Raw genomic sequence first — 22,688 nt, forward strand, 5'->3', positions numbered from 1 at the left:
GGATTTGGTATCATTCTCATTTTTGGCGTTCCCCAAACCCTTTAAATGTAGCCTGTTTCACGTTGTTTTCCTAAATTTATCTTTAATCATTTGCTATTTTATCCTCACCTTGATTTGTCACATCTGAAGGAAACGATAACTTAATATTGATATCTATAGAAATTGTTGCATTATTATTGTCATTAAAAAAAATTAATATCAGTTATATGTATTTTAGCGTCTTTTGGTAAAGACCTACCGACAGTAGAATCACCCGATAAATCTACTTTATAACCAGCTTTATCCAACCATTGATGAACATTGCGCCAATTACCAACATCATCACTAGGAGTTTCAGGAATACCCTTAAAATATTGATAGAGAGTTTTGCACATATAAACCTCAGCCCCCCTAGCACTTTTCGACAATTGACGCGCAATATCACTAGGGCTGAAATTGCACAAAAGACCACGCAAATATAATTTTTCTGTATCAGTGAGCCCTTGGCGGGCGTTGGGGAAAATGCGGCGTTTAGCTTCGGTAAATAGTTCATAGATGCGATTCAAGTCCCAAGTTTGGGCAGCTTCGGCAAATAGATCCTTTCTAGTAGGTTTTCGTGTAACCATTTTTAGTCTTGGTGGAAATTGCTAACGTAATGGTAGCATAAATTGATAATGTTCCATAGTTGCGGATGATTATTTTTTGTTTTAAGGTAGATATTACATTGGTCTTTCATGCTTCTGGTCATATTTTTTTGTGACCGTTTCTAGTGCTTTGGGAAAATGCTAATGTAATGATAGGGTAATTTGGTAGTCTTTGTTAGCTTTAAGTTCGTTATCAACAAAACAATCCTAGCTTATCCAACAGTTGAATCATAAAAAGTATGCGAATTATATTTTTAGGCCCGAATGGCGCAGGCAAAGGCACTCAAGCTGCGATCGTAGCCAAGAACTTCGGGATTCATCACATTTCAACCGGCGAACTACTGCGCGAGGAGCGAAAAAACAAAACTGAGATAGGCCAAAAAGCACAATCTTATATAGATAAAGGATCATTAGTCCCTGATAGCATTGTGCTAGATATTGTAAAAGAACAATTAACTAAAAAAGAAGCAACACCAGGTTGGATATTAGACGGATTTCCTCGGAACGTCGCTCAAGTAGGAGCTTTAGACAAATTATTAAGGGATTTAGATCGGCCAAGTTGTGATTGTGTTATCAATTTTGATGTACCAGACTCAGTTTTAGTTCAGCGACTGAGAAAGAGGGCCATTAAGGAAAATCGTACAGATGATACTCCAGAAGTTATTCGGCGACGCATCCAAATTTTTCAGGAAGAAACTGCACCTTTAATCAACTTATATAGTGAGTGGTTGTTGCTAGAAACCATCAACGGGTTTATGTCTAAAGAGGCAGTTACATCAGCAATTAAAGAAGTTTTGTCAGAAGTAAAAAAGCCCACTAAGTCCTAATTCAAGACTTACGCATACCTAGCGTAATTCTGTCATTGTTCGCTGTGCGTCGCCATCTCAAACCCATGTTTTTCGTACTGGGTAAGTCCTTTAATTGATAAATCAAGGAGTACACAAGTTATGTCTTTTAATCAAGTTGATAGAAATATCATTCGTGGTGGCCCAGGAAGTAGCAGTGAGCTTAATTATGATATTTACGCAGAATTACTGTGTAATATGGCGATCGAGGCTACACAACCACTTTCGGAACAAGAACGACATCGTATTTTGATGCAAAATCAATATCATAAAGAAAGTGCTTTTACCATTGGTATTTTTGGTTCTTGGGGGAGCGGCAAAACCAGCCTCATGGCACGAATGAGAAGTGACTTTGAACAATTAGGAACTCGTTCTGCCCAAAAATATAAAACGGTTTGGTTTAATGCTTGGAAATATGACGATAAACAGGACATTAAAAATGCCATAATCCAGACTATTCTCAGTCAAATATGTGAAGACACAAGTATTAATGTAGAAGAGCGCAAGAATATTACAAAAGCGGCTTTAACCTATTCAGTTTGCGCTTTAAAATTAGCTGGCATTTTAGCCAGAGGATATATTAATGTTCAAACAGCAGGTCTTGTTAATACACAAGACATAGCTAAAGAATTAGAAATGTGGGCTAATCCCGATGGAAAACCTCACCTCATTAATCCTTATCAATTTATCAACAACTTTGAAAATGTCTTTAAAAATGCAGTGCAAAGTTATGTGGGTAACGATGGTAGATTGATGATATTTATTGATGATTTGGATCGTTGCTTACCAGAAAATGCTTTATCTGTCCTAGAATGCTTGAAATTGCATTTAGATCAGTCTAACTGTATCTTTGTCATTGGACTTGATAAAAGAATTATTGAGCAAGCGGTGGGACAAAGATACCCTAAAGAGCTTGGTATTACTGGTAGGGAATATATAGAAAAAATAATCAATCTTAACTTTTTTCTATCTGATAAAAATCGAGATGAAGTTAAAGATAGACTGCTTCAAGGTTCTTTAACTGCTCAGTATAGTAATGATGAAAAAATATGGGGGATGATTTCTAAAGCGACTAATTCAAATATCCGTAAAATGCAACAATTTATTACGGCTTTTTATATGATTCAAGAGATTGTAAAAAAACACAACTCGACGATTGCTGATAAGCTCGCACAACCCCGATTAACCGACGATCATCGAAGCATACTTGAAAATAAAAAAATAGACTGGAATACTGATGACAAGTATAAATTTTGCAAAATAATTTTACTTCAGTTAAATTTTCCTGATTTTTACGATCGTTTAGCTAACAATCATCAACTTATGGATCAAATATACAGTGCTTGGCAAAAGGAATGTGGAACAGATGATAGCATAGATATTGGCATAGATAATTTAATCAAGTCTACGAACAAACATCCAATATTTGCACAATTCTTAGAAAATCGAAATTTAATAGACTTTATAGTTACCTACTATAATGATGGTAAAATCACAAATAGTGATGACTGGAAAGCGATTCAAAAATTATCTCAATCTGTAACTTATATGTAATCGTTGAAAAATCATGGAAAATAGCGATGGAAGTATAGAAGATACGAAGGTCATAACCAATGATTTTTGTATCTTAAAAGATACAGATACAGTAGCAGAAGCATTAGCTTTAGTTACTCTGCAAAATGCGAGTGAAATTGTTATTGTAGATGAGGATAAAAAATTTGCGGGTATCCTAACTGACTTATCAATTTTACGATCATTACCACCGCCAGCTTTAGATGTACCTGTTAAGTTTAGAATTAAACCCCCTAAACTTCGCAAACAGTTAAATGAGGAAGTGGTTAATAGTTTAAAAAAGCAGATAAAAGAGGTATTTAAACTAGAAAAAATCCAGCCTTATACTTCTAAAAATCAGAGGCTCATTTATGCGATCGATAAATTAGTGGAATCCTATAAATCAACTTCAGCAATCAGAGTTTTACCTATTATCAATGAGGACGAAACAGTTTATGGCGTAGCTTCTCCCGAAAGCATCTTAAGTCACATTAAATCTAATCAAAAATTTTGTCAATTGAAAGCCGAACGCTTTTTAGCGTTACCGGAAGCGAGTGGTATGGAACAACCATATACTCTACTACCATCAGATACCCTAGCTCAAGCCCGATTTGCGATGAAATATTTGCCGATAGAGCATATAACTATCTGCGATCGCGATGGCAATTTGCTAGGAATGGTTGATAAAAAGCAGGTGACAACACTGACTCATCCCATGTATTTTAGTTTAATGGGTATATCTTTATCGGAAATAATGAAACCTGTAACTAAATTATGTTTGGTTGAGAAAAGTAAAACCTTGCAAGAGTGTATTAATGCTTACTTAAATTTGGAATTTAAGGAAGTAGTTATTGTTGAACAATTGCTAGGCAATATTTACCCAAAAATGGTAGTAACACCTATTGATATTTTACAATTCCGCGTACAAGTTTACCGTCAAAATTAAACAATAAAGGAGGATTTTAATCATGTCTATTAATAATATGGAAGCACGTATCGATCAGGAGTTCCCTGCACTCCAACAGAATAGACCCTTATGGTGGTTACAGCCAACTGACACAGTGGACTATTTAGACGCTATGATGGATGAATTTAAAATCAGGCACGTCCCAATTATTGAGCCTATTGATCCTAAAAGTGATGAACCAAAAGGGGAGTTAAAAACTGTCATTAGCAAGACAGACCTAGTGAAAATTTTAACTCCTCCCAACGAACTATATCCGCCAGAATTCCCTCTGACACCTCAACAAAAATTACAACTGCGAAAATTCAATCAAGAAATTAGTGCAAAATGTCTTAATGAAATTGAGGATTTTGCAAAACTTATGACGATACCTGTCAAGACTCTTTCTCTCAAAAATAGTAAAGTTAAAGATGTTTTTAAGGATTTAATGAATCCTGTAAAACCCGAAGGAGAAAATTTTACTCGACGATATCGGACTCTATGTGTATATGGAGATAATAAGCTTATCGTAGGAACAATATCCTACACCGATGTATTGCGTAAAATCAACGATCCAACAAGTCATACACAGTTCTTAAGGGCAACTATAGGTCAAAATAGCCTATTTAAGAAAAGAGAGGATCTTACTGTATTAACTGAGGATGACAATTTGTTGCGTGCCCGAAGAATTTTGAAGGAAAATTCCTTTACTCATATTCCTATCACAACAGCAGATGGTAGATTTGTGACAGGAATAGTTGATGATGTAATTGTTAATACTTTTTTACACGATATAACTTTGACTCAATACTCAAAATTGCCGTTAAAATATATTATGCTTCCGGTGAATGAGAGAAACAGCGTAAGTCCTGGAGATCGTACCTCTGAAGTGATTGAAACATTTGTTCCAGATAATTCTAAGGATAGACCTACTGCTCTTGTAGTTTGCACAAAAGACTCTGATAGTGGTAAATTTACCTTCGATGGAATAATCAGCTATACTGATATTTTTCGAGGCTTCCTAATGTTTATAAATCCAGGCTCGCCAACTCCTGAAAATCCCCAATAAACCGCAAACGAATTGACGCAAACCAACTCCAAAAATGATTGTAGGTCGTCTCACCGTCAAGCATCAGATTATTGATTATGAAAAACAATCTGATTTCAACGAAAACCTTAGATATTCTCCTTGGAACGGCTTAGCAGTTCATCGTCCAGTAGGTGCGATCAATCGGATACGCGGTGTTGTTTACCCGGTTGTAGCGAATTATCGCCTTCAAAAGCGAGGTCTTGTCCACCAAGAACCAACCGGAGAAGAAACATTTTAAGGAAATAATTTGAGGTGGGGACATCATTTAATGCCATCAGCCAGGTGTCGTCTGAGCAAATGGCAACTCAAAGAACTTAACAAGCGAAACCTTCAAAAAATCCCATCCCTTTTTAGGGGGTGGGAGTGTTGAAAATTTTTAATTCTTAGTCCTCAGTCCTTAGTCCTCATTATTCAGTAGCAATTAATCAATAACTGGGTTCCTACCCAATTATTAATTATTCTGCTAGCAACCAACTGATGACTAATGACCAACGACTGATGACTAATAACTTAAGCTTGCCGTGAGTAGTATTCCACGACTAGCAGTTCGTTAATCTGTAGAGCTATCCACTCGCGTTCGATAACGCCGTTAACTTTGCCAATTAGTTTTTGCTTATCAAATTCCAAGTGATTTGGCAAGTGAGCCAAGCCTGGGTCTTTGAGATTAGCTTCTACCATTGTGCGCGAGCGCTCTCTATTTTTCACAGCAACCACATCACCAGGCTTGCACTGATAGCTGGCGATATTGACTTCACGGTCATTGACAGTTATGTGACCGTGATTTACCAATTGTCTAGCGGACGGAATGGTTGGAGCCATTCCCATCCGAAACACAGTATTGTCCAAGCGCATTTCCAAAAATTGCAGTAACACTTGACCTGTGGAGCCCGTGACACGGCGGGCTTTGCGGACGTAACGGAGCAGTTGGCGTTCCGTCACACCGTAATTGAAACGGAGTTTTTGCTTTTCTTGCAAGCGAACCGCATACTCAGAGAGCTTTTTGCGGTTTTGACCGTGCTGTCCAGGCGGATAATCTCGTCTGGGGGTTTTGCGGGTTAGACCCGGCAACTCTTTCAGGCGACGGACGATTCTCAATCGGGGGCCTCGATATCGAGACATTTATTTTCCTCTCTAATATCTGTATGCAATATTTATGCAGACTCTATATTATATGTTGGTAACGGTCAAAATTAAAATAAAGATCGATAAAAAAACGATCGACCGCAGCGCGATCCATAATGTGCGGTAAATTCTGAAGGAAAAGCCGATCGATCGCCCCAATCAGCCAAAAAAACTCACTACTCGATCTGCCATGCACAACCGCAATTTTTCCCGCACTTCTTCCCCAAAGCCAGCACCGACAGGCTCAAAGCCTACCGCGCGCTGGATATTGGCTCTCGGCACGCAGCTAGCAGCACTAGGTTTGTTGGCAGCAGCACTGCCAATCTCACCAGCATCAGCCATTACTATTAGAATCCCTCGCTCTAGGAATCCCTATCGCGTCTGCGCCCTGGAACTAATCGAAGCCGGAGTGGGGGCAGAGGCCGCCGCCGCCGCTTGTGCTGACGCCCTCCACCCCCGTGACATATCTAAATGTGCCCTCCAAATCAACCGCAAAACCAATATTTCGGGTGTCGAAGCGCTCTCTAGCTGTCGGCGGGTGAGGCGTCCCCAAGAATTGGCTACTTGCGTAGTGAATATTAACGGCAAAACTCGAACTCAACCGGCAGATCCCCTGCTAGTGCTCGATGGATGCCGCCGCAGTTTATTGCCACAAGAGTTTGCTGAATGCGTAGTCGGTTTGAGCGGCAGGCTCGACTTTCCCACTGACAGCTTAATCGCAACTTGTCTCGATCCGAGGGGCAGCGTGAGCCAGTTGGACGGGCGCCCTGCACCTACCCCTCCTGTGGAGCTAATTTCACCGCCTGCGCCTCTCAATTAATTACTGTTAACAGTTGACTGTTGACTGTTGACTGATGACTGTTGACTGATGACTGATGTCCGATCGATTAACAATAATATCCTGGTCGGGGCGGGTTTTTGAGATTGTCCATTATTGGCAGGTATTGTTGGTGAACCCGCCCCTACAAAAATCGCGGTCGCTCGACCGGACATGATATGACTAATGACTACTTTTTTTTAATCAAATGTCAGAAATTTTTGCTCAAATTACAGTCGAAGAATTAGCTCGCCAATTAGCAGAAACCAATGCTGAGAAATTGCAGCTTGTAGATGTGCGGGAACCTTACGAAATTGAACTCGCGGCGCTGCCGGGATTTGTAGCTTTTCCGTTGAGCGAGTTTGCCGAATGGTCTGGTGAAATTGACGCTAGACTCGATCGCGACACAGAAACCCTCGTTCTGTGCCATCACGGAGTGCGATCGGCTCAAATGTGCCACTGGTTAGCCACTCAAGGATTTACTAACGTTAAAAATATCGTTGGTGGTATCGATGCTTACTCAATGGTGGTCGATCGAACCGTCCCCCGCTATTAACATCAAATCCAGTTCTTAACTATCATTTTTTTCAGAGTCCGCGCGGGCGGACTTTGTATGTGTAGAAACGAATTATATTTCCCCGGAATTAGCTAATTAACAGCAGCAAATCGAAAATTTAAAAGCGTACTCATAGTGAGCCGATCGCGCCCGTGCCTTTTCGAGTCATAAAGAGCCTCATCAGCCGCCAGTAGCAGCGTTGTCGCATCATTTTCCGGCCCCGGAACAACGCTGGCAATTCCCAAACTAATCGTTACCACAGAATTAGGTAGACCGTCAACAGTCTCCGGGTTAAAAACAATATTCAAAGCTTTCACTTTCGCTCTAATTTGTTCGGCAACAACCAGAGCAGCCGACGCATCAGTTTCCGGTAAAATCACAGCAAATTCCTCGCCCCCGTAGCGAGCAGCTACATCAGCAGGACGCTGGAGCGATCGGCGAATTGTCTGAGCTACCGCTCGCAAACACTCATCTCCTGCTTGATGTCCGTAGGTATCGTTATATATTTTGAAATAATCCAGGTCGCACAAAATCAAAGATATCGGACACCCCTCACGAGCCATCTGTTTCCATTCCGCTCGCAAGCAACTATCAAAATGCCGTCTGTTACCAATTTGAGTAAGTTCGTCCACATTCACCAAAGTTTGCAGCCTTTGATTTTCCTGCAGCAACTCCTCAAAACCAACCACCGACAACTTCTCCTCGCACAAATTTTGCCCTTGAAAATACAGGCGATATAATTCGCAAGACAAACTACAGTTATTTCCCTCTAATTTGACAAGTCCCATGCTGTCTAACTGATAAGCCATCAAAGGTTCGAGGTAAATGCTATTTTTAGCATCGACAACTTGTTGGAATGCGGAGGCGAGTTCGGGCTGCTGTTGAATGGCGATCGACTGATTTTGCAAGTAGTCGCTATAAATTCCGCTGTGAGTAGGAGCTGCTGTTAACAGTTCTGCCAACTCGGCTCGCCCCAGTTCCTCCCCAGGCTCATCCCGATCGCCCGACTGGCGATTTTGTTGCAAAATTGCCAGGTGATACAGCGCTAAATGTACTAGATAAGGATGCCCGCCTACCATGTTCATTAATTGCTCTATCGGATCGCTATTGCTCCAGTTCAGTCCGTGTCTGCACGCCAAATCTTGAACTTGTTCAGCAGTAAATTCTGATAGTTTAATCGGCATTCCTACATTAAATGGAGATTGATTAACATTCAAAGCAATATAATTTTCTCTCGAATGAATGACAACGGTGCGGAGTTTTTGCCAAGTTTTGCTAGCGCGAGCTTGTTCGTACCAAAAACGGAGCATCGAAAGAAAATCTTGAGCAATGTTGGTGCGTTCAAATACGCGATTTATTTCGTTGATAACCAAGACAATGGGACTGTCAATTTGTTTGAGCAAATAGTTGTCAAAGTAAATAGTGCAGCTTACTTTGCTGCCCATATCTTCATCCCAGAATTCATCAATATTTGGTTCGAGTTTGAGTTGCCGAGCGACATTGACACAAAACCAGCGCAAAAATTTATCTAAACTAGCAAAAACCGCTGCGTCGGCTTGCTTAAAGTCTACAGTTACTGTGCGGTATCCACGATCGACTGCCGCGTGAATTATCCGCAGCATCAGCGAACTTTTGCCCATTTTTTTGGGAGCTTTAATGCGAACAAGGCCTCCGGGTTTGCTAATTTCTGCACAGGCGAGGGCTTCGGCCCCTGAGCGCTCAATATAAAATCGAGAGTCAAGCGGTATGGGGCCGCCGGGAAATTCTAGGTCGGCAACTGTTTGGATCATCAAGTTTGGTGATTTTTGGAGTCCTGCCATAGTTCTTGCACAAGGCGATACCCTGACTGTATCTTACCTTTGTCAGGTTACGGGGTAGAGGAGCGGTGTCCGAGATCGATCTACAATCCTACAAAATCTAAGTTTTTAGGGACTTCCCGGAACTCACTTTGCTATAGTAGTGTCACTTTACCCAATCTCAAACCCTGCTTCAACACGGCTCTGCAGATCGACAAAAATTCGACGGTAGCCCAGACGCGATCGTTCTTGGCCTTTATCGGAAAAATAACTCATCGGTCGTCGGGGTCGCGCAGGAAGAGCCCCTATCTAAGGAGAAATAATCATTGTCACGCCGCTACCTGTTTACCTCTGAATCGGTCACTGAAGGCCATCCCGATAAAATCTGCGATCAAATTTCAGATACGATTTTAGACGCCTTACTGACTGAAGACCCCAAAAGCCGCGTCGCAGCCGAAGTTGTCGTCAACACCGGCTTAATGCTGCTGACGGGCGAAATTACCACTAAAGCTCAGGTAAATTACATAGAATTAGCCCGGAAAAAAATAGCCGATATTGGCTACATCCACGCTGACAACGGCTTTTCGGCCAATAGTTGCTCAGTGTTGGTGGCTCTTGATTCTCAGTCTCCCGATATTGCTCAAGGGGTGAACACAGCCCACGAAAGCCGGGAACAATCGAGTGAAGAGGAATTAGACGCCATCGGCGCTGGCGACCAAGGCTTGATGTTCGGCTTTGCTTGCAACGAAACGCCGGAATTGATGCCTCTGCCGATCAGTTTAGCGCACCGGATTTGCCGTCAACTGGCCGCAGTCCGCAAAACCGGTCAGTTATCTTACCTGCGTCCCGACGGCAAAAGCCAAGTTACGGTGATTTACGAGGACGGCAAACCTGTTGGCATAGATACGATTTTAATTTCTACCCAGCACACCGAAACGATCGGCGACATCACAGAAACGGCCGCAGTTCAAGCCAAGATCAAAGAAGACCTTTGGACTGCAGTCGTCCAACCTGTGTTTGCCGATATTAGCGTGCAGCCGGATGCAGAAACTCGCTTCCTTGTCAACCCCACCGGCAAATTTGTCGTCGGCGGGCCTCAAGGAGATTCGGGTTTGACGGGCCGCAAAATTATTGTGGATACCTACGGCGGCTATTCCCGCCACGGCGGCGGCGCTTTTTCTGGGAAAGACCCCACCAAGGTAGACCGCAGCGCGGCTTATGCTTGTCGCTACGTTGCTAAAAATATCGTAGCGGCTGGTTTGGCCCAAAAGTGCGAAGTGCAGTTGAGTTATGCGATCGGGGTTGCGCGCCCTGTTAGCATGATGATCGAAACTTTTGGCACTGGAAAAGTTGATGACGATCGCCTTTTAGAAGTTGTGAAGCAGCATTTTGAACTGCGTCCTGCGGGCATCATTCAGGCATTTAACTTGCAGAATTTGCCGGCTGAAAGAGGCGGCCGTTTCTATCAAGATGTGGCGGCTTACGGTCACTTCGGACGCACTGATTTAGACTTGCCTTGGGAGGCAACTGATAAGGCGGAACTTTTGAAAGAAGCTTTGAGCCAGAAGTTGTCGGGAGTAGCTGGATAGTACAATTTTGGGGCGTGTACGGCGCCCCTTATCCATAAATAATATCGAGTGCTACCAATCAATATAGGGTGCGTACTCCGCACCTTATTCATAAATAATATCGGGTGTTCTTCGGCGCACCTTATCCATAAATAATATCGGGTGCTACAAATTAATAACGTAGCGTGCGTACTCCGCACCTTAAGCTGTTCGGCATTTAAAGGACTTGCGTAAGGTGCGTCAGCATCTAAGGTTTTCCGTTTCAGCGTAAGGGTTCTAGCTGACGCACCCTACTAGCCTCGTTACTGATTTAAATGCTCCACAGCTTACAACAAAAAAAGAATAAATAAATGCGATTTTTCACACCTTTCCAATCTGCAATTCGCAGTTTGGTCTCTTCGTTCCAACAGCGGTTGGCGACTGGATTTTTTGCACCAAATCCATCAGGGCTGCCAAGTTCGTTAGCGGCTGACAATCCTGGTGGGATTCGCGGCGTTTGGATACCCAGCACTGACTGCAAAGTTCTCACTTCAAAACAGCGAATTGCTGAGGCAATGGACTTTCTCGCCCATACAGGATTTAATACAGTTTTTCCTGTAGTTTGGAACGGGGGTTTTACCGCTTATCCTTCTCAAATTATGCGAGAAAACTTTGGGGTGGAAATTGACTCGCGCTATCAAGGTCGCGACCCCTTAGCAGAAATATGTGTTGAGGCAAAGAGAGTTGGTTTAAAAGTGATTCCTTGGTTTGAATACGGCTTTGTGAGTTCTTACAATCTCAACGGCGGTCATTTGCTGGCGAAAAAACCTGAGTGGACGGCCCGTGATGCCAGCGGCAATTTACTTAAGAAAAATAACTTTGACTGGATGAATTCTCTTGACCCGGAAGTCCAAGACTTTGTGCTGGGGTTGATGCTGGAAGTTGCTAAGAATTATCCAGTAAACGGCGTTCAAGGAGACGATCGCATTGCGTTTCCGGTAGAAGGCGGTTACGACGAAAAAACGGTTAAACGCTATCGAGAAGAGTGCGGTATAGGAGCACCGTCGGATTGTAAAGAGCAACATTGGGTGCAGTGGCGTGCTAATATTATTACTGAGTTTGTGGCTCGTTTGCACCGAGAAGTGAAAGCTATTAATCCTGATTTATTGCTATCGATGTCGCCGAGTCCTTATGACTGGGGACTGGTGGAATATTTGCAAGATTCTAAAGCTTGGGTTGACAAAAATTTGGTGGATATGCTTCACCCCCAGTTTTATCGCCGCGATTTTAATGCTTACAAACAATTGGTCGATAAAATGATGGGTGGACAGCTTAGCGGGCAGCAAGTAAAGTGCGTGTCACCCGGTATTTTGTTGACGAATCGAGGCAGCAAATATAGCATAACTCCTGAACTGTTGTTGCAAGTAATTGCTTACAATCGGTCTTGTGGCATTCAAGGAGAAGTGATGTTTTTTTACGAAGGTTTGCGAGATAACGATAACGCTTTGGCTAAGGTTTTGAAAAAAGGGCCCTATGCTCGTTGAGAGATTGTCCCGGAATCAAGCAGTTGGCGGTTGGCTGGGTTCAACCGATTTTAGATTTTAGATTTTAGATTTTAGATTTTAGATTTTAGAATTGAAGTATTGACCCCACGGATGAATCCGGGGGCTTGTATCCTGGATGCTTGATTGTCAACCGCGCCGATCGCTATTTCCAGCCAAGTTGGTATAAACTTAGGATGTGGCACCATTCTCAGTAAGCTTTTATGAACAGGCAAGATGCCTGTTCCACAAGAAAATTCACTCTTTGTGGAACAGGCATCTTGCCTGTTGCTGACAATGGTTCAAGATGTGAGTATAAAATGATATAGCAGAGCTATGCCCGTTAATAGCACAGCGATGCCAAGCAGCAAGCGCTACTAATTGTCAAGCCTCGCGCCCAAACAAACCCGATAATTAATAATTGGGGAGTTGCAAAAATAGTGGAATAAGACATATTTTAGAAGTGGGTGCAAGCTTTTTTTTAGAAGTAGCGTTTTGTAGACGGCATATTTTTTAAAGACAGTTTAAAAGAGCAATCTCAACCGCTCGCCACAATATTAGGATAAATCAGTGACATCAGCAGCAAGCCTCATCCAACAGCTACCCGAACTCAGCGATGCTCAATTCCATCAAAAATATTTGAAACAAAAACAAGGGATGCACACCTTGGCAACTATATTGCCGCAAGTAGAACAGCAAAGTCTGGCTTTGCGGGCAGTAAAATTAGCTCTAAAAGTAAATTTAAAACTCGGCTCAAAGCTAGCAGGAACGGTAAAGCCAGAATTTCAAATAGCCACCATAAAATTAATCGACAAAATCCCCACTTCGCCGCTGCTCAAAATTCAACTGCTGGCCCTCACAAGTTCCGATATGGCAATTCCGATGTTGGTGGCCGCATTGAACCACAAAGAAAGTGCAGTGCGCCTGGAGGGGATTCGGGCGATCGCCAAAATCGGCTCCGAAGCAGCAGTAATTGAATTAGCCCGATCGCTCGAATCCAAAGATTCCCAAATCCAAGCTTGGGCGGCTTGGGCTTTAGGAGAAATTGACTCTAAACCAGCCGCCGTAGCACTGCTCAAAGCCGTCAAACACCCAGATTCCAGGGTGCGCGCCTGGGCTGTTTGGGCCTTGGGCAAAATTAACCCGAAAATAGCCGTCCCCGCGCTGCTGAAAGCCCTCAAACACCAAGACTCCGAGGTGCGCTGGCGGGCAGCCGTCAACTGCGGGAAAATCGGCGTCTCTGAGGTAGTTCCCGGGCTGCTGAATGCCCTCAGAGACGAAAATCACATCGTCCGCGCTAGGGCGGCGGCGGCTTTGGGGAAAATCGGCGATTCTGAGGCAGTACCCGGCTTAGTGGAATTGCTTCACGATGATCCCGACTCCTATGCAGTTTCTTTGAGGGCCGCCGAGGCCTTGGGACAAATTGGCACGGAAACGGCTGTGGCGGGGTTGGTGCAAGCCCTCAACCATGACGACTCAGACGTGCGCGGCAGTGCAGTTTCTGCCTTGGGAGAAATCAGCAGCGAGGTGGCTATGGTGGCCATAATCGGGTCGCTCTCGGATCGAGATATTTTCGTGCGCGGCAGGGCGGCGGTTGCCCTTGGGAACATCAATACAGAGGGAGATGCGAAATTGCCAAAAATGGTGGTCGCGGGACTGGCGAGCGCAATTGGCGACAGCGAATCTTATGTGCGGTGGAGAGTTGCTGCTGCTTTGGGGGAAATTGGGACAGAGGAAGCTGTGGCAGGTTTGGTACGGCTGCTGGGGGACGAAGCTTCTGGAGTGCGCCAAAAGGCTGTTAAATCCCTCGGTCAAATTGGCTCAACGGCTGCTATTTTGGCTCTGGAAACAGCTTTAAATCGCGAATTTGCTGACGTTCGTGCGCTGGCTGCCCAATACTTGGCGGATGTCAGGATTGAGGCAGAAACAGTTGATTTTGATCCCTCTGTTTCCCCAGATTTATCGGGTGAAAAACTGCCGAAAATCCTGATTGCTTCGCAAGTAGAAGCCAGTGAATACATTGTCGATCGCGCTGCGGGGCGCGAGATTAAATACCTGATCTCGATCGGCAGTCCGGGTGTGCCCGAACCCAAAAATTTTCATCAAATCCCGAACCGAATGTGCCTGGAGTTTAACGACCTCGACACCCCCGTTGACGACCCCGATCAAATTTTGCCTACCCTTGAGGATATACTGAAAATTATTGATTTCGCCCTTAAAATATCGTCGCAGGGAGGCAGTTTGCTCATCTGCTGCCAAAGTGGGATCAGCCGTTCAACGGCCACAGCTTTGACTGTTTGTGCTGCGCTGTTGGGTCGTGGCAAAGAACGGGAAGCTTGGGCGTTGGTGCTCGCTGCCAGACCCCAAGCCAAGCCGAATCGCTGGATGGTACACTTGGCCGATGAAGCTTTGGGTAGAGACGGTAAGCTAGGACTGGCGATCGAATTGACTACCGTAACTGCAGAACTCGCAATTGCCAAAAATTGACATAAAGCATCCAGGATACCCGCCACGTGATTCATCCGTCCAGAAATAAAAAACCTGTATCCGATAAAACTTGCCGAACGTATTTATCCGTGGGGTCAATTCTAAAATCTAAAATCTAAAATCTAAAATCTAAAATCTAAAATCGATTGACTCGCGGAAACCGGGTTTCTTTTCGCAAGCCCTACAGTTATACTCAATTAACGACACTTCACCTCAGACTTGTCTTTGCGGGGCAACGATGCCAAAAGTCGATCGCCAGGGTGCAAAAGTTCGATCGGCTGCTGCATTTGTGACATTCTGTGATAATAAGTTGTCGGATGCTCAACAAAAACCGTCAAGCAATCGTCGCATTGCTGGTAGCCAAAGTCCAAAGCGAAGGAATCGGGTGCATTGTCAACAGACAATATCAGCTTTGGGCTACTCACAGGCAAAACAGGTCAGAGAGAATTTTCTGCCTGTAACATTCCACGCGGGGATAATTCACTGCGGGGATAAATTTTTATTTCTTTTGCCTGCTGCAGACTTTTACGAGTCGAAAAAGTAATTTGGCAACAGTCCTCAACAGCCTAATTATCTCTTAGACATCAACCGAATTTAAGTTTCTCCTCTGACTCGACCAGAGTTTCAGATGCTTTTTCGCAGATGTCTACCGTCAAATAGACAAGCTTTTCCGTTTGGAGAACTTAAGATAGTGATAGATTTTAACAGAATACAGGGGTTGCATATGTCAAAAATTAACTTGCTAAAAAAAACAGGACACGAAGCAAGTTTCTCGGTTGCCGTTTGGGAAGAACAGGGGGAATTGAATCGAGAATTAGAACCATTTAACCAGCCGAAAAAAAACGTGGGAACGCGAAAAGTTAACCCAAAATCTACAAATTCAGGTAAACAGATGCCAGTTTGTATCTCCGAAGAAGTGGCTTCTGGAGCAACCGTGAATCACCAAAAATATAACCCTAGTTTTGTAGAAAAATTATCCTTAAAAGTCCGCGAAAGTTTGCCATCTAAAATTGGCGGTTTGCCTATCCATCAAAAAATTGGCTACGGGTATTTGCTGGCAATAGGAATCGGATTTTTGGGTTCGCTGAGCGGACTGGTGATTGCCGATTACTACCAAGGACAAGGATTAAAGCAATTCAATGATGCTCACCTACAAGCGCAATTGATCGGCAATTTTAAAGAGGCAACCCTGACGGCCCAATTGCAGGGTTCACAGCTAGATTCTTTTGTAGATAATCCGGTCAAGCTAAAACAGCAAGAAGCGCAGTTGCTTAAGAGTATTGTTCAGGCAAAAAATCTGCGGTTGCGTATAGAAAACTTTGCCGACAGCCAACCCGCTTGGCTGGCAGCAAAGCCGGAAGTTCTCAAGTTTTTAGTGCAAAATTGCACGAAAAATTTAGAAGCATACGCCGATAGTCTCAAGTCAACTTTGCAGGAAATCCAGCAATCGCAACTGTCGCCTGGGGAGATAGAGTCGGCCAGAAAATTGCTCGCAATCGAAAGCGGAGAAGGTGTAAAACAGCTCAACAGCAGCCTTGAGGAATTGAACAAAATCCTGGATATTGCCCAGCAGCAAGAGGGCCAAGGTGGTGAAGTGATGGAAGACGCCCAAGGCATGGAAAAAGCCATAATTATTATTAGTATGCTGCTGTCGGTAGTGGTGGCGGGAATGGTGGCTTACCGGACGAGTCGGGCGATCGCCCAACCTGTTATCAGCGTCACTCAGGTGGCCCAACAAGTAGCCGCTGAGTCTAATTTTGACTTGCGAGCACCCGTCACCGGACAAGGCGAAATTGGCTCTCTGGCTGCCTCTCTCAATCACCTAATCGAGCGGGTTTCGGGACATACAAAAGAATTAGAACAAGCTAAGGAAGTCGCCGTCGCCGCTAACACTGCTAAAAGCCAGTTTTTAGCAACTATGAGCCACGAATTGCGGACGCCTTTAAATGCGATTATCGGCTACAGTCAACTACTTTCAGAAGATGCCCAAGATGCGGGATTTGATGAGTTTGTACCCGATTTGCAGAAGATTGAAAAAGCAGGCGCGCATCTGCTATCTTTGATTAACGATATCCTTGATTTGTCAAAATTTGAAGCGGGGGGTATGAAACTCGAAATCCAGGAGTTTGACATCGAATCCCTGATTGACAATGTTGCGAGTGCCGCGAAACCGTTGGTAGAGAAAAATGGCAATGTTTTGGAGATTGAGTGCGATCGAACTGTGGGCATAATGCACGCAGATTTCAAAAAAGTGCGACAGGTTTTGATACATCTGCTTAGTAATGCTGCGAAGTTCACCAAAAACGGTAGGGTGAAAGTGACTGTGAAGCGCATTGCAGGAAGTGGAAAATTGAATGCAGCAGGGCGTGAGGCGATTGACGATTCAATGGCTGCCGATGAAATTTCTTCTGGGGCAATTGCTTGTCCCCTGCTGAATGTTCAAGACACCGATTGGATTTGTTTATCGGTTAAAGATACCGGAATTGGAATGTCGGAAGAACAACAGCACAAATTGTTTGAAGCTTTTGTGCAAGCTGACTCTTCAGCAGCGCGACCTTACGACGGCGCCGGGTTAGGGCTGACACTTAGCCGCTACTACTGTCAGATAATGGGTGGGGAAATTTTGGTAGAAAGCCAAGAGGGGAAAGGGTCTATTTTCACTGTCCGTATACCAGCAGGAAACGGGTGATGTAATTTTTGGGGCGAGAGATGTAGGGGGTAGGCAGAGGGGCGAAAATGTATGTTTCAAACCTCTGGCTGTATGTCGAAATGCTTTAGTCTTGTCAGTGGGGGCGATCGGACTCTATAAATTCTAACTGGTTATTGTGCCAATTTAAACAGCACAAACCGCTTGCTGCTGAACTCCAACCTAAGTCTATGCCGATAAATTTCATATAGTTCTGGACGCACGGATGGTCAGAAACCGGGTTTTTTTGCCAAATACTTCGTTACAGCCGGCAAAAACTGCAAAAAACCCGGTTTCTTGGGCTTTGATGCGTCCACTCAACTCTTCTCCTGCTTGTCATCCGATGGCTGGGGCTGTTGTTTCATTTCCTTTTGGCGTTCTCTGGCTGCTTGCTCCAAAATGAATGCTGATAAGCTGCTGACTGAACGGCGTTCTTGACTTGCCCACTCTTCAAGGATGTCATAGATTCCATCGGCTAAATAGGTCGCTAAGCGTTTGGTCATAAAAGATTCATTATTTTTTAGTTTAAGCCGATCGTCATTGTGCTGTATCTAGACCATCCTGTCGAATATGGCTCATTTAAAGCATATATGTATGCTATATTCATGCTATAAGCTGAACAAGTCAAAAGCCAGCGCGAGCCCTAGGAAAGTTCTTCGCTGGCTGATGGCCCCTAAATAAGCAAGGAGACAATTTCTATGGTACAGCCTGGAAGCGACGGCAGCGAATATACTCGCGGCTATCAACAAGCTTTAGATGACTTTGGCATCACGCAACTGCTGTCGGGTATCCGCAGCTACTCTGATGAGGATTTTGAGGCCGATCGCGCGCGCATGACTGGGCCAGAGATCGAAAGCTTTGCGGTGTTTCTGATTCTGCGCGTCGGGGCGAATCTCAAAGGAAGTACGATCGCCCGCTACCTCAACACTCTCAGAAAAGCAAATTCTCCGACGATCGCCGATCGCCCCGCGATCGAACTCAACTCAAATTCGCGAGGGAAAACACCTGAAAAGTCAAACCAGGGCGATCGCACTTCTTGGGCGATCGTCCGAATTTTACCGAATGCTGAGCACTATACAATTGCGCGTTTTGTCAATCGCCAAGATGCGGACGATCGGCGGAGGGCTTTGTGTCGGTTTATTCCAGGGGGTGTGTTTGAAGTTGTGTGCGATCGCACCTAACAAATAAACACAAATGACGGTGACAATTGTAGTCCCTCAGCAATTGAAATCGCTTTTGACCTCTTACTCGTATGTGGCGAAGCGCCCCTGGAATGCGAGTAAGAAGTCAAACTACACAAACTCTCGTCCCAGCAGAGTGGGACTGAAGAGTGAAGAGAATATTTAAGCGGGATATTGAAGAATGCTCGCTGCTATCATAGTACCTAGATACTGTAAAAAAGCGATGGCTGCCAAAGACCGATTCCATGATGCTGTTAAACAAGCTCTCTTGAAGGAGAAGTGGGTAATTACGGCAGATCCGCTGATCCTCAAGATAGATCAGGTGAAGTTTGAGGTCGATTTAGCAGCAGAGAAAGTCTTTGCCGCTGAAAAGGCTGGACAAAAGATTGCTGTTGAAATCAAAAGTTTTTTGAATCCATCAGCGGTGACAGACTTTCATTCAGCGTTAGGACAGTTTTTGAACTACCGCTTAGGATTGCAAATGACAGAACCAGACAGAACTCTATATCTGGCAATTCCTCTCGATATATTTGAATCCTTTTTTCAAGAACGATTCACTCAGGAAGCTGTCCGACAGTATCAAGTGAAGTTAATCGTCTACGAACCGATTCAGGAGGTAATCATCAAATGGAAAGAATAGACCAGTACCGCCAATTTATCCGCCAGTTGCTAACCACTCATGCCACACCAGATCAAAATTCAGAATTGGATGTTGAATGTCAGCTTGTGTTCGATACAGAACAAGATCATTACCAAGTTTTAGACGTTGGTTGGGAGGGATACAAGCGGATTTATAACTGTTTCATTCACTTAGATATCAAGGATGGTAAAATCTGGATTCAACGCAATATGACAGAAGCCGATCTTGGGCAAGAATTAGTCGAGATGGGAGTACCCAAAGAGGATATTATTTTAGGGTTGCATCCACCTTACAAGCGTCCATATACTGGCTATGGAGTTGCTTAGGAAAAGCGTAAGGTTCCCCCGACTATAAAAACCTGTTGAAATCGAAATAATCAATGTCTGACGCACGCTATAAGTTAATTTAACTGTCTAACGATTAGCATCGAGACTATTTTGGCATCGAATCAACCAGCCCCGACTTTATTTAGAAGGTTGAGAAGGTTGGGGACTTACAATTAACAATTGATCGCCGGATTGACTTTGTTGAATGGCAATCACTGGCGGGCGAGCTTTAGGGTTTGTTTGCTGTTCTTTTGTTAAAGCCGGAAACAGATAAATCCAGTTCCCTCTCTCCAAAAGCAACCGCCAAACTCTAGGTTTTTTGGGGTTAGAAGTATCCGTGTCTGCCTTGCCTAGCCAGTCGTCAAATAAACCTTTATCGCCAATGAATTTATACTTTTCTAGAGTAAGTTTGTCATCAAAGACATTATTGAGCTTTCTGCCTAAAGCAATATTATCTTCCTTGGCGACTAAAGTAACTACAGGTAAAGTCGAAGTTTCGCCCGCGTCGCGTCGGGCATCGGCAATACCTTGGTGGTATGCTGACCAAAACAACACTAGCAATACCCAACCGACGATGATAATTTCGTCAACGAGCGATCGCAATAATTTGATTGAGTTATATCTATTGACATTAAATTGTTGCCAAGAGTTCAGGATGCGGTAAAGCCACCTGAATCTTCTGCCGTAAGGATAGGAAAGCCACCGTGTAATTGTGACATTAATTTTAGCAGCAACTGTCTTGTTTATACTATTAACCAGCCACAAACTGAGGTAAATGGCGAGGGCTGTCAGCAGAAGGGCGATCGCACTTTTGACAATTGTCCAGCCATCACCTAAAAACACCTGAAGCGGTACTAGGAAAAACGATTCTACTGGTAAATCGAGGGTAATTACATTTAGCTGAAAGCAGGAAAAATAAGACCAGCGATAAATCCAGCCGCTGAAAAACAAAGCGGCACTGAGTAAGCCAACAACACTGGCAAAGTTGCCTAAAATATTCGATTCGGGAGTAGGTTGGGGAGAAGCAGTCACGGAATCACCTTCAAAGGATGTGGAGTACAACTTTAGGACAGTAGCACGGGTAACGCTTATCCTTGAAGGGGGTTTAGGGGACGATGAAACGCAAAACACTTTCTTTTCTAATTGTAGCACTTTTTACAGTAACGGCGGGTATGGCAGCACAAGTTAATGCGGCCACTCAGGAAGTCCAGAAACAGAATTTGCCATCCGTACAAGCACGGGCTAACGCTAGCGGGTCGATACCCCTAGCGTTGCCGACGCAAGCGGAAATTGTGATGAAAGGGGGCGGAAAAAGAGACGGTCAAGTTGTGCAGATTGATGAGAAAACGCAAAAAGTATTGATACAGCTAGGACAAGAAAAGCGATCGATCCCTTTGAGTCAAATTGATAAAATCGTGTTTTCCAAAAGTGCGGTGGTTTATCGTAGTAGTAATGGGGGGCCAGTTGTGCGGGGCGATGGCACTCCAGCGAAAGGTCGTCCAGAGATTTGGCGGGGTATTCCTATAAACGCTTTTCGCTTGCTAGATCCGAATAAAGGTCAAGCGGATGTGAAGCTAGAGTCTGTTCTTTCTCTTGACAAGTTGGACAGTATCAGGTCAGTTATGGTTGGAGATGGGAAAAATAAACGGCAATTTGTCGTGGATGAAATGCAGTTTGATGTGCAGAAAAAGACGATGACAATTGCCGCGACTCCGTATTGAGTCCGTCGGGAGGTCAGAAACCGGGTTTTTTTACGAAAATATTTCGTTGCAGTCCGCAGATTCGGTAAAAAACCCGGTTTCTTTAGTCGGAGTGCATAAGCCCTGTCTATTTCAATGAAGCTCCTAATGCTACAATAGGTAAAAGTTCGTTAAGAGGGACATATAACCATGCAAATCAAAGGGATAAAACGGGGTAATTTTATCGAAATTTCAGAAAATACGAACATTCCTGACGGTTCAGAAGTTCTGCTTGAAGTCGGGGAAGTTTCGCTAAACTCCGAGGAGAAGCTGGCAAAGATGAAAGAGTTTTTGGCAGGTTTGTCAGATGAAGACAGAGAGGAATGGCGAAAAATTGGAGAATTCCTAGAAAGTGAGCGTGCAATTAATAGACAATTATCAGTGCAATCTCATAAAATACAGGACCGTTCCCTGCTGTTTGGGAGCGATCGAGGAATAATTACAACTTCTGATGACTTTGATGAACCGCTGGAGTTATTGCCATCACCGTTAGTCAATAGCTTGCTGGAAAAAGCTAAAGAATTGACTAAAGTATCTGCTGAGTTAACTGAAATTATTGCTAAGATTGAGAAAGAACGCCAGATTGAGAAACCTAAAAATTTTTGGGAAGCCATCCTAAAGTTTCGTCAAGAAAACAATCTAGAAGAAGCAGGAATTGAGGCAGAAGTTTTTGAGGGACTCAGAGATTCATCACCAGGGCGCGAGGTTATTTTGTGAGTTTGCAATTTTTATTAGATACTAACGTACTTTCGGAACCAACTAGACCAATTCCGAATGCAAATGTGGTTAAAATGTTAGAGCGATACAAAGAAGAAGTTGCGACGGCAACAGTTGTATTTCACGAACTTTTATTTGGGTGTAAGCGACTTCCTGAATCAAGGAAACGTCGAATTCTAGAAAGTTATCTCTATGAGACAGTTCGAGTTCAAATTCCTCTGCTGCCTTATGATACTAATGCTGCCATCTGGCACGCGACAGAAAGAGCGCGTCTCTCCAGTATTGGAAAAACTCCATCATTTGCAGACGGTCAAATTGCGGCGATCGCTAAAGTAAACGAATTGATACTCGTAACAAACAATGTTTCAGACTTTGCCGATTTTCTCGACTTACAAATAGAAAACTGGTAAGCTGTTGTACCTTTAAATAGGGTATAATAAAAAAGGAGTTTAGTCAATCTCTACAAAAATGCCAGCTAAAA

General features: G+C 43.8%; 23 protein-coding genes. 17 read left to right on the top strand and 6 right to left on the bottom strand.

Features of this window, described 5'->3' with window-relative positions:
• Positions 1-182: 182 nt before the first annotated feature.
• Positions 183-605 carry a DNA-binding response regulator gene (locus QT990_RS14970; RefSeq protein ID WP_333308243.1) on the bottom strand — a complete coding sequence of 141 codons (423 nt, stop codon included), beginning with the start codon at positions 603-605 and terminating at the stop codon, positions 183-185.
• Between the two features lie 257 nt (positions 606-862).
• On the opposite strand from QT990_RS14970, the gene QT990_RS14975 reads away from it, so the two are divergent.
• The 5 genes from QT990_RS14975 (at position 863) to QT990_RS14995 (ending at position 5,290) form a co-directional block, all read left to right on the top strand.
• Positions 863-1,450: an adenylate kinase gene (locus QT990_RS14975; RefSeq protein ID WP_333145393.1), complete on the top strand. Its 588-nt coding sequence runs from the start codon at positions 863-865 to the stop codon at positions 1,448-1,450.
• A gap of 120 nt (positions 1,451-1,570) precedes the next feature.
• The gene (locus QT990_RS14980) at positions 1,571-3,022 is read left to right on the top strand and encodes a P-loop NTPase fold protein (protein ID WP_333145392.1); all 1,452 of its coding nucleotides are present in this window, start codon (positions 1,571-1,573) and stop codon (positions 3,020-3,022) included.
• 13 nt (positions 3,023-3,035) lie between these two features.
• Positions 3,036-3,965: a CBS domain-containing protein gene (locus QT990_RS14985; protein WP_333145391.1), complete on the top strand. Its 930-nt coding sequence runs from the start codon at positions 3,036-3,038 to the stop codon at positions 3,963-3,965.
• Positions 3,966-3,987: 22 nt separating this feature from the next.
• Positions 3,988-5,031, top strand: coding sequence for a CBS domain-containing protein (locus QT990_RS14990; RefSeq protein WP_333145390.1), 1,044 nt, complete (start codon positions 3,988-3,990; stop codon positions 5,029-5,031).
• Positions 5,032-5,065: 34 nt separating this feature from the next.
• The gene (locus QT990_RS14995; RefSeq protein WP_333145388.1) at positions 5,066-5,290 is read left to right on the top strand and encodes a hypothetical protein; all 225 of its coding nucleotides are present in this window, start codon (positions 5,066-5,068) and stop codon (positions 5,288-5,290) included.
• Positions 5,291-5,562: 272 nt separating this feature from the next.
• On the opposite strand, the gene rpsD is transcribed toward QT990_RS14995, so the two are convergent.
• Positions 5,563-6,171, bottom strand: coding sequence for a 30S ribosomal protein S4 (gene rpsD / locus QT990_RS15000; protein ID WP_193975783.1), 609 nt, complete (start codon positions 6,169-6,171; stop codon positions 5,563-5,565).
• 193 nt (positions 6,172-6,364) lie between these two features.
• On the opposite strand from rpsD, the gene QT990_RS15005 reads away from it, so the two are divergent.
• Entirely contained in the window at positions 6,365-6,994 is a 630-nt protein-coding gene (locus tag QT990_RS15005) for a hypothetical protein (protein ID WP_333145387.1), read from the top strand.
• Between the two features lie 205 nt (positions 6,995-7,199).
• Entirely contained in the window at positions 7,200-7,547 is a 348-nt protein-coding gene (locus QT990_RS15010) for a rhodanese-like domain-containing protein (RefSeq protein ID WP_333145386.1), read from the top strand.
• Between the two features lie 92 nt (positions 7,548-7,639).
• Here QT990_RS15010 and QT990_RS15015 read toward each other — a convergent pair whose 3' ends face one another.
• A complete protein-coding gene (locus QT990_RS15015) occupies positions 7,640-9,367 on the bottom strand; it encodes an AAA-like domain-containing protein (protein WP_333145384.1) in 1,728 nt (575 codons plus the stop codon).
• A gap of 302 nt (positions 9,368-9,669) precedes the next feature.
• On the opposite strand from QT990_RS15015, the gene metK reads away from it, so the two are divergent.
• The 3 genes from metK (at position 9,670) to QT990_RS15030 (ending at position 14,918) form a co-directional block, all read left to right on the top strand.
• Positions 9,670-10,932: a methionine adenosyltransferase gene (gene metK, locus QT990_RS15020; protein WP_333108577.1), complete on the top strand. Its 1,263-nt coding sequence runs from the start codon at positions 9,670-9,672 to the stop codon at positions 10,930-10,932.
• A 329-nt stretch (positions 10,933-11,261) separates the two neighbouring features.
• A complete protein-coding gene (locus QT990_RS15025; protein WP_333465406.1) occupies positions 11,262-12,434 on the top strand; it encodes a family 10 glycosylhydrolase in 1,173 nt (390 codons plus the stop codon).
• Positions 12,435-13,001: 567 nt separating this feature from the next.
• Positions 13,002-14,918: a HEAT repeat domain-containing protein gene (locus QT990_RS15030; RefSeq protein ID WP_333465407.1), complete on the top strand. Its 1,917-nt coding sequence runs from the start codon at positions 13,002-13,004 to the stop codon at positions 14,916-14,918.
• A 197-nt stretch (positions 14,919-15,115) separates the two neighbouring features.
• Here the strand turns inward: QT990_RS15030 and QT990_RS15035 are convergent, their stop codons facing one another.
• Complete coding sequence (locus QT990_RS15035; protein WP_333465408.1) at positions 15,116-15,322, bottom strand: hypothetical protein; 207 nt, start codon at positions 15,320-15,322, stop codon at positions 15,116-15,118.
• Positions 15,323-15,642: 320 nt separating this feature from the next.
• Here QT990_RS15035 and QT990_RS15040 point away from each other — a divergent pair, with 320 nt between their 5' ends.
• Positions 15,643-17,607, top strand: a complete 1,965-nt coding sequence (locus QT990_RS15040; protein WP_333465409.1) for a HAMP domain-containing sensor histidine kinase — start codon at positions 15,643-15,645, stop codon at positions 17,605-17,607.
• 314 nt (positions 17,608-17,921) lie between these two features.
• Here QT990_RS15040 and QT990_RS15045 read toward each other — a convergent pair whose 3' ends face one another.
• A complete protein-coding gene (locus QT990_RS15045) occupies positions 17,922-18,107 on the bottom strand; it encodes a ribbon-helix-helix domain-containing protein (RefSeq protein ID WP_333108588.1) in 186 nt (61 codons plus the stop codon).
• Positions 18,108-18,302: 195 nt separating this feature from the next.
• Here QT990_RS15045 and QT990_RS15050 point away from each other — a divergent pair, with 195 nt between their 5' ends.
• The 3 genes from QT990_RS15050 (at position 18,303) to QT990_RS15060 (ending at position 19,751) form a co-directional block, all read left to right on the top strand.
• A complete protein-coding gene (locus QT990_RS15050; protein ID WP_333465410.1) occupies positions 18,303-18,785 on the top strand; it encodes a hypothetical protein in 483 nt (160 codons plus the stop codon).
• A gap of 223 nt (positions 18,786-19,008) precedes the next feature.
• Positions 19,009-19,425: a XisH family protein gene (locus QT990_RS15055; RefSeq protein WP_333465411.1), complete on the top strand. Its 417-nt coding sequence runs from the start codon at positions 19,009-19,011 to the stop codon at positions 19,423-19,425.
• On the top strand, positions 19,413-19,751 hold the full coding sequence (locus QT990_RS15060; protein WP_333465412.1) for a XisI protein: 339 nt from the start codon (positions 19,413-19,415) through the stop codon (positions 19,749-19,751). Before QT990_RS15055 ends, QT990_RS15060 begins: the two co-directional genes overlap by 13 nt.
• A gap of 138 nt (positions 19,752-19,889) precedes the next feature.
• Here QT990_RS15060 and QT990_RS15065 read toward each other — a convergent pair whose 3' ends face one another.
• Complete coding sequence (locus QT990_RS15065) at positions 19,890-20,783, bottom strand: hypothetical protein (RefSeq protein WP_333465413.1); 894 nt, start codon at positions 20,781-20,783, stop codon at positions 19,890-19,892.
• An 83-nt stretch (positions 20,784-20,866) separates the two neighbouring features.
• Here QT990_RS15065 and QT990_RS15070 point away from each other — a divergent pair, with 83 nt between their 5' ends.
• The 3 genes from QT990_RS15070 (at position 20,867) to QT990_RS15080 (ending at position 22,617) form a co-directional block, all read left to right on the top strand.
• Positions 20,867-21,472 carry a hypothetical protein gene (locus tag QT990_RS15070; RefSeq protein ID WP_333145372.1) on the top strand — a complete coding sequence of 202 codons (606 nt, stop codon included), beginning with the start codon at positions 20,867-20,869 and terminating at the stop codon, positions 21,470-21,472.
• A gap of 168 nt (positions 21,473-21,640) precedes the next feature.
• A complete protein-coding gene (locus QT990_RS15075; RefSeq protein WP_333145371.1) occupies positions 21,641-22,207 on the top strand; it encodes a hypothetical protein in 567 nt (188 codons plus the stop codon).
• Positions 22,204-22,617, top strand: a complete 414-nt coding sequence (locus QT990_RS15080) for a type II toxin-antitoxin system VapC family toxin (protein ID WP_333145369.1) — start codon at positions 22,204-22,206, stop codon at positions 22,615-22,617. The genes QT990_RS15075 and QT990_RS15080 overlap by 4 nt, the downstream gene beginning before the upstream one ends.
• The last annotated feature ends 71 nt before the right edge of the window (positions 22,618-22,688 follow it).

The sequence above is a fragment of the Microcoleus sp. T3_B1 genome (assembly GCF_036700445.1).
Taxonomy (GTDB): domain Bacteria; phylum Cyanobacteriota; class Cyanobacteriia; order Cyanobacteriales; family Microcoleaceae; genus Microcoleus.